The sequence below is a fragment of the Brucella sp. NBRC 12953 genome (assembly GCF_040369775.1).
Lineage (GTDB): Bacteria > Pseudomonadota > Alphaproteobacteria > Rhizobiales > Rhizobiaceae > Brucella > Brucella pseudogrignonensis.
The window spans coordinates 53,133-66,801 of record NZ_BAABSV010000002.1 but is presented as its reverse complement, the minus strand read 5'-3'; the positions used below and the strand labels follow the sequence as shown (position 1 = coordinate 66,801).

Here is a 13,669-nt window from a genome sequence, read left to right as displayed (position 1 = left end):
GAAGGCAATCGGGACGGTTAACAGATGGCGGGTAACCGCTGGAAGAGGAAGCATCGACAGAAAATGAAGAAGAACGTTCTCATTATCGGCGCCGGGGGCGTGGCACAGGTTGTTGCACATAAATGTGCTCAAAACTCTGACATATTGGGCGGTATCCATATTGCGTCCCGCACGGTTGAGAAATGCCGCAAGATTATCGATAGCGTGCATGAAAAGAAGAGCCTCAAGACTGAGGTGAAACTGGAAGCGCATGCTTTGGACGCGCTGGATATTGAGGCCACCAAGGCTCTGATCCAGAAGACAGGCGTTCAGATCGTCATCAATGTTGGCTCGGCCTTCCTCAATATGTCGGTCCTTCGCGCCTGTATCGATACGGGCGTGGCTTACATGGATACCGCGATCCATGAAGATCCGAAGAAGATCTGCGAGACCCCACCGTGGTATGGCAACTACGAATGGAAGAATTTGCAGGAATGCGAAGAGAAAGGCATCACCGCAATTCTCGGCATCGGCTTTGATCCAGGCGTGGTCAATGCCTATGCACGTCTGGCTGCTGACGATTATCTCGATGAAGTCAAATCCATCGACATCGTTGACATCAATGCCGGTTCGCATGGCCGCTGGTTCTCGACCAACTTCGACCCTGAAATCAACTTCCGCGAATTCACCGGCACAGTCTATTCATGGCAAGGCGGTCAGTGGCAGTCGAACAAGATGTTCGAAGTTGGCCAGACATTCGATCTGCCTGTCGTCGGCCCAAGCAAGGCCTATATGACTGGCCATGATGAAGTGCACTCGCTGTCCAAGAACTACCCGAACGCCGATGTGCGTTTCTGGATGGGCTTTGGCGATCACTATATCAACGTCTTCACGGTGTTGAACAATCTCGGCCTTCTGTCCGAACAGCCGGTCAAGACCGCTGAAGGTCTGGAAGTCGTGCCACTCAAGGTGGTCAAGGCCGTTCTGCCTGATCCATCGTCGCTTGCACCGGATTACACCGGCAAGACCTGCATTGGCGATTTCGTCAAGGGCACCAAGGATGGCAAAGAGAAGGAAGTCTTCATCTATAACGTTGCCGACCATAAGGAAGCCTATAACGAAGTGGGTAGCCAAGGCATTTCCTACACCGCTGGCGTTCCGCCGGTCGCAGCAGCAATCCTGATCGCTTCGGGCGAATGGGATGTGAAGAAGATGGTTAATGTGGAAGAGCTTAATCCAAAGCCTTTCCTCCACATCCTGAACCAGATCGGCCTGCCGTCCCGCATCAAAGACGAAGACGGTGACCGCGCTCTCGATTTCGCGTAAGCCTGAATACAATGAAAAAAGAAAACCCCGCTTTAGCGGGGTTTTTTGTTTGTCGGACAAGTGGTGCAAGGTGATTGAGGTTTTCGTCTTGTCAGCGCGTAAATATCAGTCGTCTCGGGGCCAGGTATCGGAAAGTCGATAACCGCCAGGAAAAGGATCACTCGGATCAAGCATAAGTTGCGAAGTCCCCGTTACCCATGCGCGACCGGAAATGATCGGGCTGATGGCGGGTTTGCCAGCAAGGTCTACAGCCTTATCAAGTCGACAATGAAATTCCGTTCCAAGTACAGATTTGCCGATAAATCTTTCACCGACTTTCATCTGGCCCTTGGCGTACAATACGGCCATGCGCGCTGAACAGCCAGTGCCAGTTGGCGAACGGTCGAGCTTGGCCGGGCGGATCGCCACGGTGTTGACGCCGGTGAGTACGTCGCCATCGCGTGTCACTGGTTCAGTGATCTGGCAGAATGAAATGTGGTTCCAGTCTTTCTCAGGATGGCGGAAACCAAGTTGTTCATTGGCGGCTTTGGTGATCTTCACGCCGATCTCGGCCAGTTCACGCGCCTGACCCGGCTCAATCTTCATGCCGATATGCGTCGCATCGACAATGACAAAACTGTCGCCGCCATAGGCCGTATCGACGGTGAGGGTGCCAAGCCCTTCGACTTCAAGCGCAGCATCCAGACGATCTGCAAAGGACGGCACGTTGCGGACACTGATGCGCTCGGCCTTGCCGTTGCGACATTCCGCTTCCACTTCAATGATCCCGCCGGGCGCTTCCAGCACCACGCGGGTTATCGGTTCTTGCATCGGGATGATGCCGCTATCGAGCAGAACAGTGGAGACGCAGATCGAGTTGGAACCAGACATTGGCGGGGTATCCGCGGGCTCCATGATGATGAACCCCATCTGCGCGCGCGGATCTTTGGGTGGGACCAGCAGATTGATATGGCGAAACACGCCGCCGCGCGGCTCGTTCAACACAAAGTTGCGCAATGTCTCGTCGCTGGCAATGAAGCGCGACTGCTCCCACACAGTATCGCCAGGAGGAGGAGCCACGCCACCGACAATAACATCACCGACTTCACCTTCTGCATGACAACCAATGATGTGGATGACTTTGGTACTACGCATGGCTTTCCTCGCAAATTCGCATCGCCACTATTGGTAAATCACGCGGCGTCGCGGTCAACTGAAATACGGATGGAAAAATGCCGTTTTGCGACATGTGGGAAACCGATTTCCACGCATGTCAGCAGTTGAGAATTTACTTCTCAAGATGTGTTGCTTCTTTGTGCAAGTCTGATATCCATTGTGCTCTAATTTTGTGCAAATCGATGTGCAGCCCGCTTGGCTCCGGATCAATTTCTGGAACATACACAACGTTCCCAATAGAAGTTGAATTATCCGAAAAGTTGGGGCGAAGTCGCTTTTAGCGATGGACGCTCTTAGCCGGCATGGGGCGATCGATATTCGTATCACGATGCTAAATTCCTCAGATTGACATGGTCTCTGACGTCATGGCGCGTGTTCTGGCTATGGATTGTCTGGCGGATTGACGGCCCGGGACAGTTCGGGGAGTAACTTGTGACCAATACAGTTGATGCGGGCTTTCGCGAGCCACAATTGAACAGCCTGCAGCGCTGGACCCGGGAAATGTCGACAGCCCTTAAACTGGGCTGGCCGCTGATTCTAACCAATCTTTCGCAAGCGGCATTGACGGCAACTGATGTGATTTTCATCGGGCGACTGGGCAAGGATACGCTTGCCTCGGCGCTGCTTGCGACCAGTTTTTATCATACACTGATGATCTTCTCGATGGGCCTTGTCTCGGCTGTCATGCCGATGATTGCCATCGCGCTCGGCAAGAATCGGCATTCGGTGCGCGATGTTCGCCGTACCGTGCGTCAGGGCATGTGGTCAGCGATCATCATCTCTGTCCCAATCTGGATTGTGCTCTGGCATTGCGAGGAGATTTTCCTCTTCCTAGGTCAGCAGCCGGATATTGCGGCACGCTCAACGGATTTCATGCACACGCTGCAATGGGCGCTGCTGCCATATCTCTTCTACATCGTGCTGCGCTCGTTCTTTGCGGCGATGGAAAAGCCGATGTGGACGCTCCTGGTTGCCGCTGGAGCGATCGGTTTTAACGCGCTCGCTGGCTGGACGCTTATTTTCGGTCATTTTGGCTTCCCGCGTATGGAACTGCATGGTGCGGGTATCGCCACCACGCTGTCGAGCATCATGATGTTCCTTGGCATGGCCATTATCACCGTGCGCCATCACCGTTTTCGTCGCTATCGCCTGTTCGGTCGCTTCTGGCGTCCGGACTGGCCACGCCTGATTGAGCTATGGCGCATCGGTTTCCCAATGGCGCTGACCTTCGTATTTGAAACCTCGATCTTTTATGCAGCCGTCGTCATGATGGGCTATATCGGGCCGACAGCCATGGCAGCCCATGCGGTTGCCATTCAGGTGGCATCGCTCAGCTTCATGGTGCCACTTGGATTTGGTCAGGTAGCAACCGTGCGTGTTGGTCGTGCTTATGGTCGTGGTGATCCGCAGGCCGTGGCCTATGCAGGTTGGAGCGCCTATGCGCTTGGCGTCGGCTTTATGGCGATCATGGGCCTGCTGATGATTCTCATCCCGCGCCTGTTTATCGGCGTATTTCTCAACCTTAAGGACCCGGAAAACTTCGCCGTTATCGAACTCGCGGTCACGTTCCTGGCGCTTGCTGCACTGTTTCAGATTGTCGATGGCGCGCAGGCGGTTGCAGCGGGCATGTTGCGTGGTCTGCGTGACACGCGTGTTCCGATGTATCTGGCGCTGGTCGGATATTGGGGTGTGGGCCTACCGTTGGGCGCGCTGCTGGCATTCCAGTTCAAGCTTGGCGGTGCGGGTGTCTGGCTTGGTCTGGCAGCAGGGCTTGCTATTGTTTCGGTGCTGATGACCATGCGCTGGCGTCGATCGCTCAAGCGCATAGGTGCGGTTTAAGGACTGAACCTTAGGCTATTATATTATTCCTTAAACTTGAATCAGTTTAAGGTAAAATTATGCTGTAAATATAAAGTGTTAGAGCACCGCGCGCCCAAAAGGACGCACGGTGCTCTAGTGCGCATCAAGGGTGCAAAAAAAGCCGTACGGTGGAAGCCGTACGGCGTGATCTTTGATGCTGCGGATATCGTTATGTATCCGCTAAAATCAAATGCCCCCTATTATTTCGTAAGTGCAATAATACGGTCGAGCGCTGCACCATAGCCTTTCAATGAAATTTTGAAAGCGACAGCCTGGCTTGGGCTGAGTGCAGTCGCGCTGACGTTCAAATTTGTGCCAGCCTTGAGCGAGGCGACCTGCTTGGCATCAAAACTAACTGGCGCCAGACAGCCCTGCGGCAAGCACGTTGAAAAAGTCAAATGCGGGCCATCAACTTCGTCGATCTTGAGAGTGGAACCTTTTGCGAGATCAAGGCCAAATGGCATCAGAATGACACCTTCGACTTTGCCGCCGTTCACATTGCGCAACTCGACCGTCAGGACGCGCTGACCGGTCTGCGTACTGCTTTGATCCTGGCGGACGGCGCAAACTGTGTTGTCTTTTGCAGACTGGCAGGAAACTGTCCAATCCTCATAGGTTTCCTGCAAAGTGCTGGCCCCACCAGGGAGAGGTGCAGCAATAGCGGGAAGGCTCGAGATTACGGCAAAGCCTATTGTGAGACCGATTTGGCGATAGATTTTCATAAATAGATTCTCTGTTAATGGGCATTTTTTAAAAGGTTTTAACTCGAAATCAAACCTTTCCGATGCCAGTGTACATGACGTTAATTCTTTTACAATAGAAATATATTTGCAGAATAATAAATATAAGTAAATTATGAAATATGAATTATCTAAAAACATTAATTAATATATACTGGTGAATACTTAATTCATCGGGAGTGATGGTTTTTTATGAATACGGTGTGAGCATCAATGTAATTGGTGGATCTCAATATTTTAAAATCAATGCCATTAATTTATAGGCACCGAGTCGTATGTAGCAACATATAGGGTGTACTATTTTTGATAAAAATTGCTATATTTCAATGTAATTCTAAATAGTGTTTAAATTAACACACAATATTCGATAATTTTGAAATTGTAAAAGTTGCAATTGAGATTGTTGAGTTTTCTATTCTATCAGTCATTTGCATTAATTAACTTAGATTTGCTGGAGGCATTTTCAAAATGACTATTAAGGGACTTCTTCTCGGGTCAGTGGCAACTATCGCGGTGGGAACTGCTGCTGCGAATGCAGCTGATGCCGTTGTGGCTCCCGAGCCAGAACACGTAGAATATGTACGCGTATGCGATGCTTATGGAGCAGGCTACTTCTACATCCCGGGAACTGAGACTTGCCTGCGCGTATCTGGTTATGTCCGCTATGATCTGACCGGCGGTGATGATGTTTACGGTCGCGGATTTACAGATCGTGACGGTGCTGCGATTGGTGGCAACGACTACGAGCGTAAGACCTGGGATAATAAAGCTCGCTTCACGCTGCGCCTTTCGACTGCTTCTGAAACCGAGCTCGGCACTCTCAAGACCTATGCTGAAACGCGATATGATTGGGGTAATGGCACGCCCGGTACGTCCGGTGAACTGCGTTACGGCTATATCGAGCTTGGAGGTCTCCGCGTAGGTCTCGACGAATCTGCATTCGTCACCTTTCCGGGCTATCTCGGCAATGTCATCAACGACGACGTCATCCTTGCAGGTGGCTATCGCACAGGTTTGATCAGCTACACATTCAATGCTGGTAACGGCTTCTCGGCAATTCTGTCGCTTGAACAGGGCAACAACGTCGATACCGATGGCAAGTATGGTTATAACGGCGCCATCAAGGATTATACGCCTCATGTCGTTGGCGGCCTGAAGTATGAGCAGGGTTGGGGTAAGATTGCTGCAGTCGCAGCTTATGACGCCCGCAATGAAGAATGGGCTGGCAAGGTTCGCGCTGATTTAAACATCACCGATCAGTTCTCGATCTGGGCTATGGGCGGATATAAGTCCAACAAGGACCAGTACATGAACGTAACAGATGGTTCGGGCAATGTTCTCGGACAGGTTCGTGCGATCAGCAGCTTCTACGGTACTTGGGGTGGTGATTGGGCCGTTTGGGGCGGTGCATCCTTCAAGGCAACCGAACAGGCAACCCTCAATGCGCAGGCTGCATATGATGGAAGCAGCACATTTGCAGCAACCGCAAATGTTGCCTACGAGCTGGTTCCTGGCTTTACTGTTACACCAGAAGTTTCCTACACCAAGTGGCAGGATGACAAGTCTTACCTGAAAGGCAAGGATGCTTGGCAGGGTATGGTTCGCTTCCAGCGCTCGTTCTAATACAAAGTATGGCCGCCACATATTGTGGCGGCCATACTTATTTTTGAATTAATACATTAATACTTATCCGTTTTCATATATCTATGAAAAAATACATGTAATTTTGAATTTAATATTCGATCAACTACATCACGAGATGCCATTGGATAGCGTAGAGGGACTGCGCTGTTTTAAATTCTGATCTCCAGTCGGAAAATGGCTGCGGCGGGCTTAACTATAATGTTAGGCCCGCCGCTTTTATTTGCGCTGTTATCGCGACAGCTTCATATGACGATTGACGTCCTTGTAAAGCAGATAGCGGAATTTGCCTGGCCCGCCAGCATAGCAAGCCTGCGGGCAGAAGGCGCGCAGCCACATGAAATCGCCCGCTTCTACTTCCACCCAATCTTGATTGAGGCGATAGACGGCTTTGCCTTCCAGCACATAAAGCCCGTGTTCCATGACATGGGTTTCGGCGAAGGGAATGACGCCGCCCGGCTCGAATGTCACGACTGTCACATGCATGTCGTGGCGAAGATCATTCGGATCGACAAAGCGTGTTGTCGCCCATGCGCCATTGGTGTCAGGCATCGGCGTTGGTGCAATGGTCTTCTCGTTGAGGAAAAGCGGCTCCGGCACGTCAAGGCCCTCGACCTTTTCATAAGCCTTGCGCACCCAATGGAAGCGCGCGACGGCGCTTGAATTGTTGCGAAGCGTCCAGCCGCTCTTTGGCGGCAGATAGGCATAGCCGCCTTCGGTCAGCACATGGTCTTTGCCTGAAAGCGTGACGGTGATTTCGCCTTCGACAACGAACAACACACCCTGTGCGCCGTCATCAAGCTCTGTGCGGTCACTGCCGCCGCCGGGCTGCACTTCCATAATATACTGCGAGAAAGTCTCGGCAAAACCCGATAGTGGGCGGGCGATGATCCATAGCCGTGTCTTGTCCCAGAAGGGCAGGAAGCTTGTGACGATATCGCTGAATGTGCCTTTTGGAATAACCGCATAGGCTTCGGTGAACATCGCGCGATCAGTCAGAATTTGCGTCTGTGGCGGCAGGCCACCGGTCGGTGCGTAATAATTACGGCTCATTGTTGCCTCTGATCAATACAGTGTTTCGGGAAGAATATCTTTGAGCCGCAGCAGCGCGATGCGCTCGACCTGTTCGGACGCTGTTTCAAGCTCCGCTTGTTTGCTGTTTTCGACGCGCCGTTTGAAAGCATCGAGAATCTCATGGCGGTTGCGGCCCTTGACCGCGATGATGAACGGGAAGCCGAACTTATTGGTATAGGCGTCGTTGAGTTCGGTGAATGTCTTGCGTTCATCATCCGTCAGAGCATCAAGACCGGCAGATGCCTGCTCAGATGTGGATTCTGGTGTAAGGCGTTTGGCCGCCGCAAGCTTTCCTGCAAGATCGGGATGGGCACGCAACACACCGAGCTTTTCATCGTCTGATGCAGCGCGGAATGCCCGGACCAGAACCGTATGAAGACCGGATGCAGAATCGGCCAGTTCCGTCAGGCCGGTGTCGTAGGCGCGTTCGGCAATCCATGGCGAGTGCTCGAAAATCCCGCCATAGCGTGCAACAAAATCCGCCTTGCTGGCCTTGGATGGCACAACATCGATTTGTTTCGGCTTGTGATGTTCGTGCCAGTGACGCGCAATATCCACGCGCTTGGCAACCCACACCTTGTCATGGCTCTGTACGTAATCAAGGAAGCGTTCAAGTGCTGCCACACGACCTGGTCGCCCGACCAGACGGCAATGCAGGCCAATCGACATCATCTTTGGCGCGCCTTCTGCACCCTCGCGATAAAGCACGTCGAATGTGTCTTTGAGGTAGGTGTAGAACTGATCGCCGGAGTTAAAGCCCTGTGGCGTGGCAAAGCGCATGTCATTGGTGTCGAGCGTATAAGGCACGATCAGATGCGGACCCTTTGGCCCCTTAACCCAATAAGGCAGTTCATCGGCATAGGAATCAGCTGAATAGAGGAAACCGCCTTCCTCCATCACCAGCTTCAGCGTGTTATCCGAAGGCTTGCCCTGATAGATGCCGAGTGGGCGCGAGCCGGTAATCTCCGTGTGCAGACGTACCGCTTCGCGAATATGTTCGCGTTCTACCTCTTCGGGTATATCCTTATATTCCCACCAGCGCAGGCCGTGGCTGGCGATTTCCCAATCCGCTTCCTTCATGGCGCTTACGGCTTCGGGATTGCGCTCCATGGCAAGGGTCACGCCATAGACGGTCACCGGCATGTTGCGTCGCGTAAACGCGCGCCACAAACGCCAGAAGCCCGAGCGGGCGCCATATTCGTAAATGGACTCCATATTGAGGTTGCGCTGGCCGTTCCATGCCTGCGCGCCGACGATTTCCGAAAGCAGGCATTCGGACGCCGGATCGCCATCGAGGATGCAGCTTTCGCCGCCTTCTTCGTAGTTGACGACGAACTGCACCGCTATATTGGCTCCACCCGGCCATTGTGGGTCCGGAGTGTTGCGGCCATAGCCAACCAGATTGCGCGGATAACTCATATGGAATTCCCTCGGTTTTTGTCTGTTTTGCCTATGATAATAAAGATTTACGCGGACCATTCCCCCTCAAAATTTTGAAAGACATCCAACGATTATCATCTTTCCCAAGACAGGACTTAGGTAAATACTCACAATCGGGAACAAGTGTGGTTCGCAATGGCTTGAATGTCGCGCGAAATAAACCACATAAAAACAAGTGCTTGCAATGGTTCTAACGGTGATGTCGGAAGAATCGTGCAGGCGGCAGGAGTACAAATGGGAAGCCAAGCAAGCGGTCAGGGCCGGTTAACGACGCATGTCCTTGATACGGTCAGTGGTAAACCAGCCGCAAATCTGCGCATCGAATTACGCCGCATCGAGAATCAGCAGGCAGAGATTCTGCGCGAAATCCGCACCAATGCAGATGGTCGCTGTGATGCACCGCTGCTTGCAGGTGATGCGCTACATTCTGGTTCATATGAGTTGCTTTTCCATGTCGGCGAATATTTCGGCAAAAGTGATGATGCGATCCCGTTTCTGGATGTGGTGCCGCTACGCTTTGGTATTTCCGACGAAAAGGCGCATTATCATGTGCCGCTTCTGGTTTCGCCATTTTCTTATTCAACCTATCGCGGGAGCTGAGCGATATGGGTCAAGCAGTCAGACATAATATCCGCTTTCTGCTGAACGGCGAGACAGTTGAGCTCGACCGCGTTTCGCCGACAGAAACCTTGCTCGATTATCTGCGTCTTTCCTGCAAACTGCGCGGCAGCAAGGAAGGCTGCGGCGAGGGCGATTGTGGTGCTTGCACGGTGCTGGTCGGCAAGATTGTTGGTGACGAACTCGTCTATGAAAGCGTGAATGCCTGCATCCGCTTCGTGGGATCGCTGGACAGTTGTCATGTCGTCACCATCGAGCATCTGCGCGGTTCCGACGGTGGCCTGCATCCGGTACAAAAGGCGATGATCGATTTTCACGGCTCGCAATGCGGCTTCTGCACGCCGGGCTTCGTTATGTCGCTTTATGGTCTGTGGATGCGCAATCCAAAGCCTGCGGATGCTCAGATTGAAAAGGCGTTGCAAGGCAATCTTTGCCGCTGCACCGGCTACGAAGCGATCATGCGTGCAGCGCGTGTGATTTCTGACTACGGCACTTTGATGGACGATCCGCTTGCTGTTGAGCGTGCGCATGTCATCAGCCAGTTGACGGAATTGCGTGATGGCGCACGGGTTGAATTGGGTAGTGGTAAAGATCGTCTGGTCGTGCCTGCCAGTCTCGATGATTTTGCCACTGTTTATGCAGCCGAAGCCAAGGCGACAATCGTTGCCGGTTCAACCGATGTCGGCCTTTGGGTTACCAAGATGATGCGCGATATTTCGCCGGTGATCTTTATTGGGCATCTCAATGAACTGCGCACAATGAGCGAAGAAGATGGCGTCATCACCATTGGTGCAGGCGTCACCTATACGGAAGCCTTTTCGTTTTTGGCAAAGCGTATTCCAGCGCTGGGAAGCCTCATCAACCGCATTGGTGGAGAACAGGTACGCAATATGGGCACCATCGGCGGCAACATCGCCAATGGTTCGCCGATTGGCGACACGCCACCGCCATTGATCGCGCTTGATGCAAAGCTCACGCTCCGCAAGGGAACAGAGCGCCGCACCATTCCTCTGCAAGAGTTCTTCATCGCCTATGGCAAGCAGGATCGTCAGCACGGCGAGTTTGTGGAAGCCGTGCATGTGCCGGTGCCGCTTGAAGGCAGTCAGTTTGCCATTCACAAGATTTCCAAACGGTTTGAAGAGGATATCACGGCAACGCTCGGTGCCTTCCATCTGACGCTTGATATGCAAGGCAAAGTCGCATCCATCCGTATCGCCTATGGCGGTATGGCCGCAACGCCCAAGCGGGCATCCAATGTGGAAGCAGCGCTGACGGGTAAACTATGGAATGAGGAAAACGTTGAAGCCGCACTCGAAGCCTATGGTCTCGACTATCAGCCTCTAAGCGATATGCGCGCGACAGCCGATTATCGTTTGCTGGTTGCGAAGAATTTGCTCCGCCGCTTCTATGCTGAAACGCAAGGCGAAAGCGAACCTTTGCGTAAGCCAAACGTTGAAGCTGCATAAGGAGGGTGACATGAACAAGCATCCTGCAAACGCAATCAAAGCAGCCCGAATTAAGGGCGGTGTTGCGACCGATCAGCGCCATGATTCAGCCCACAAGCATGTCACAGGCGAAGCGGTCTATATCGACGATATTCCGGAACCTGAAGGCACGCTGCATATCGGCGTCGGCTTCTCGACGGTCGCCCATGCCAAGATCATTGCTACGGACCTGTCTGCCGTGCGCGCTGCTCCCGGTGTGGTCGACGTGCTGACCTATAAGGATGTACCGGGCGAAAACGATGTCTCGCCATCGGGGATGCATGACGACCCGATCTTCGCGGTTGATAATGTTCAGTTCCACGGTCAACCGATTTTTGCGGTTGTTGCCCGCACGCGCGATCAGGCGCGCCGCGCAGCCCGTCTTGCCAAGGTCGAATATGAAGAAATGCCGGGCTTGTTCTCGATTTCTGGTCTCGATGGTTACAAGGATAAGCTGGTTTTCACGCCGCTGACGCTCAATCGTGGCGATGCTCGCAAAGCCATTGATGACGCACCGCGCAAGGTCAAAGCGCGTATGAAAGTCGGTGGGCAGGATCACTTCTACCTTGAAGGACAGGCCTCGCTCGCAATCCCCGGCGAAGATGACGATGTGACCATCTATTGTTCAACGCAGGGCCCAAGTGAAACGCAGCATCTGGTCGCCCATGCGCTGGGTGTGCCGAGCCATTCGGTGACGGTTGAAGTGCGCCGTATGGGCGGCGGCTTTGGTGGCAAGGAAACACAGGCCAATCAATGGGCAGCCATTGCTGCTATCGCAGCCAAGAAGCACAAGCGCGCCGTTAAAGTTCGTCTTGATCGTGATGAGGATATGACCTCCACCGGCAAGCGGCATGATTTCATGATCGATTATGAAGTCGGTTTCGACGATGAGGGCAATATCCTCGGTGTCGATTATATGTTCGCACTGAATGCGGGTTTCTCTGCCGACCTGTCCGGTCCAGTGGGTGACCGCGCTCTGTTTCATTGCGACAATGCCTATTTCTTCCCCGCCGTTCATGCGCAGTCGGCACCGCTTTATACCAATACCGTGTCCAACACTGCATTCCGTGGTTTCGGCGGTCCGCAAGGCATGGTGGGGGCCGAGCGCGTGATCGAGGAAGTGGCTTTTGCTGTCGGCAAAGACCCGCTCGAAATTCGCAAGCTCAATTTCTATGATGCCATGGGCACCGAAGGTGGCACGCGCAATGTGACGCCTTATCACCAGAAGGTGGAAGATTGCATCATTCAGCGTATCGTTTCCGAGCTTGAGGAAAGTGCTGATTACGCGAAGCGCCGCGAGGCAATCCGCGAATTCAACGCCAAAAGCCGCTATGTCAAACGCGGCATGTCACTGACGCCAGTGAAATTCGGCATCTCTTTCACCAAGACGGAATCCAATCAGGCTGGCGCGCTGGTGCATGTCTATAATGACGGCTCGGTGCATATGAACCATGGCGGCACGGAGATGGGGCAGGGGCTTCATCTGAAAGTGGCGCAGGTTGTGGCCGAAGAGTTTCAGATCGATCTTGATCGGGTGAAGATTACCGCAACAACGACCGCGAAAGTGCCAAACACAGCGCCCACGGCGGCCTCGTCCGGTGCTGACTTGAACGGTATGGCCGCACAGGATGCGGCGCGTCAGATCAAGAAGCGCCTTATTCATTTTGCAGCCCAGCAATATCAGGTGCCGGAAGATCAAGTCGTGTTTCTGCCGAACCGTATTCGGGTGGGCAATCAGGAGATCAGCTTCAACGATCTGGTGAAGCAGGCCTATATCGGGCGCGTGCAACTTTCAGCATCGGGTCATTACAAGACACCAAAAATCCACTGGGATCGCGCCAAAGGTAAAGGCCACGCTTTTTACTATTACGCCTATGGTGCCGCCTGCTCGGAAGTTTCCGTCGATATGCTGACCGGCGAATATGTGGTGGAACGCACTGATATTCTTCATGATACCGGGCGGTCGCTCAACCGCGTCATCGATCTTGGCCAGATTGAAGGCGGCTTCGTGCAGGGCATGGGCTGGCTGACTACGGAAGAGCTTGTCTGGGACGACAAAGGCCGACTGCGTACACATGCACCGTCAACCTACAAGATCCCGCTGGCATCAGATCGTCCGAAGATTTTCAATGTGGCGCTGACCGACTGGTCTGAAGCTTACGAGCCAACGATCCACCGCTCCAAGGCCGTGGGTGAACCGCCGCTGCCGCATGGCATGTCGGTGCTTTATGCGCTGTCGGACGCGGTTGCCAGTGTTGCCGATCACAAAATCAGTCCGCGCCTTGATGCGCCAGCAACGCCCGAGCGCGTGCTGATGGCTATCGAGCGGTTACGAAGTCAGAAAGGCTGATG

10 protein-coding genes are annotated in these 13,669 nt (G+C 53.2%); 6 read left to right on the top strand and 4 right to left on the bottom strand.

Annotated elements, in window-relative coordinates; translation table 11 throughout:
• The first annotated feature begins 63 nt into the window (after window positions 1-63).
• Window positions 64-1,305 (top strand): saccharopine dehydrogenase family protein, encoded by a 1,242-nt coding sequence (locus ABWV94_RS04245; RefSeq protein ID WP_113495979.1) that lies wholly within the window; start codon window positions 64-66, stop codon window positions 1,303-1,305.
• A gap of 105 nt (window positions 1,306-1,410) precedes the next feature.
• Here the strand turns inward: ABWV94_RS04245 and ABWV94_RS04240 are convergent, their stop codons facing one another.
• Window positions 1,411-2,439: a trans-3-hydroxy-L-proline dehydratase gene (locus tag ABWV94_RS04240; RefSeq protein WP_113495978.1), complete on the bottom strand. Its 1,029-nt coding sequence runs from the start codon at window positions 2,437-2,439 to the stop codon at window positions 1,411-1,413.
• A gap of 453 nt (window positions 2,440-2,892) precedes the next feature.
• Here ABWV94_RS04240 and ABWV94_RS04235 point away from each other — a divergent pair, with 453 nt between their 5' ends.
• Window positions 2,893-4,299, top strand: coding sequence for an MATE family efflux transporter (locus ABWV94_RS04235; protein ID WP_113495977.1), 1,407 nt, complete (start codon window positions 2,893-2,895; stop codon window positions 4,297-4,299).
• A 221-nt stretch (window positions 4,300-4,520) separates the two neighbouring features.
• On the opposite strand, the gene ABWV94_RS04230 is transcribed toward ABWV94_RS04235, so the two are convergent.
• A complete protein-coding gene (locus ABWV94_RS04230) occupies window positions 4,521-5,042 on the bottom strand; it encodes an invasion associated locus B family protein (protein WP_007873551.1) in 522 nt (173 codons plus the stop codon).
• 486 nt (window positions 5,043-5,528) lie between these two features.
• Here ABWV94_RS04230 and ABWV94_RS04225 point away from each other — a divergent pair, with 486 nt between their 5' ends.
• Window positions 5,529-6,683: a porin gene (locus ABWV94_RS04225; RefSeq protein WP_113495976.1), complete on the top strand. Its 1,155-nt coding sequence runs from the start codon at window positions 5,529-5,531 to the stop codon at window positions 6,681-6,683.
• Between the two features lie 249 nt (window positions 6,684-6,932).
• Here the strand turns inward: ABWV94_RS04225 and ABWV94_RS04220 are convergent, their stop codons facing one another.
• Both ABWV94_RS04220 and puuE read right to left on the bottom strand, forming a co-directional pair.
• A complete protein-coding gene (locus tag ABWV94_RS04220) occupies window positions 6,933-7,754 on the bottom strand; it encodes a bifunctional allantoicase/(S)-ureidoglycine aminohydrolase (protein WP_064320190.1) in 822 nt (273 codons plus the stop codon).
• A 12-nt stretch (window positions 7,755-7,766) separates the two neighbouring features.
• Window positions 7,767-9,194 (bottom strand): allantoinase PuuE, encoded by a 1,428-nt coding sequence (gene puuE / locus ABWV94_RS04215; RefSeq protein WP_112808095.1) that lies wholly within the window; start codon window positions 9,192-9,194, stop codon window positions 7,767-7,769.
• A gap of 255 nt (window positions 9,195-9,449) precedes the next feature.
• On the opposite strand from puuE, the gene uraH reads away from it, so the two are divergent.
• From uraH to xdhB, 3 genes are read left to right on the top strand one after another with little or no spacing between them, the layout of a single operon-like run.
• A complete protein-coding gene (gene uraH, locus ABWV94_RS04210) occupies window positions 9,450-9,815 on the top strand; it encodes a hydroxyisourate hydrolase (protein WP_113495975.1) in 366 nt (121 codons plus the stop codon).
• A gap of 5 nt (window positions 9,816-9,820) precedes the next feature.
• Complete coding sequence (xdhA, locus tag ABWV94_RS04205) at window positions 9,821-11,299, top strand: xanthine dehydrogenase small subunit (RefSeq protein ID WP_113495974.1); 1,479 nt, start codon at window positions 9,821-9,823, stop codon at window positions 11,297-11,299.
• Between the two features lie 10 nt (window positions 11,300-11,309).
• Window positions 11,310-13,667: a xanthine dehydrogenase molybdopterin binding subunit gene (gene xdhB, locus ABWV94_RS04200; protein WP_113495973.1), complete on the top strand. Its 2,358-nt coding sequence runs from the start codon at window positions 11,310-11,312 to the stop codon at window positions 13,665-13,667.
• Window positions 13,668-13,669 lie beyond the last annotated feature (2 nt).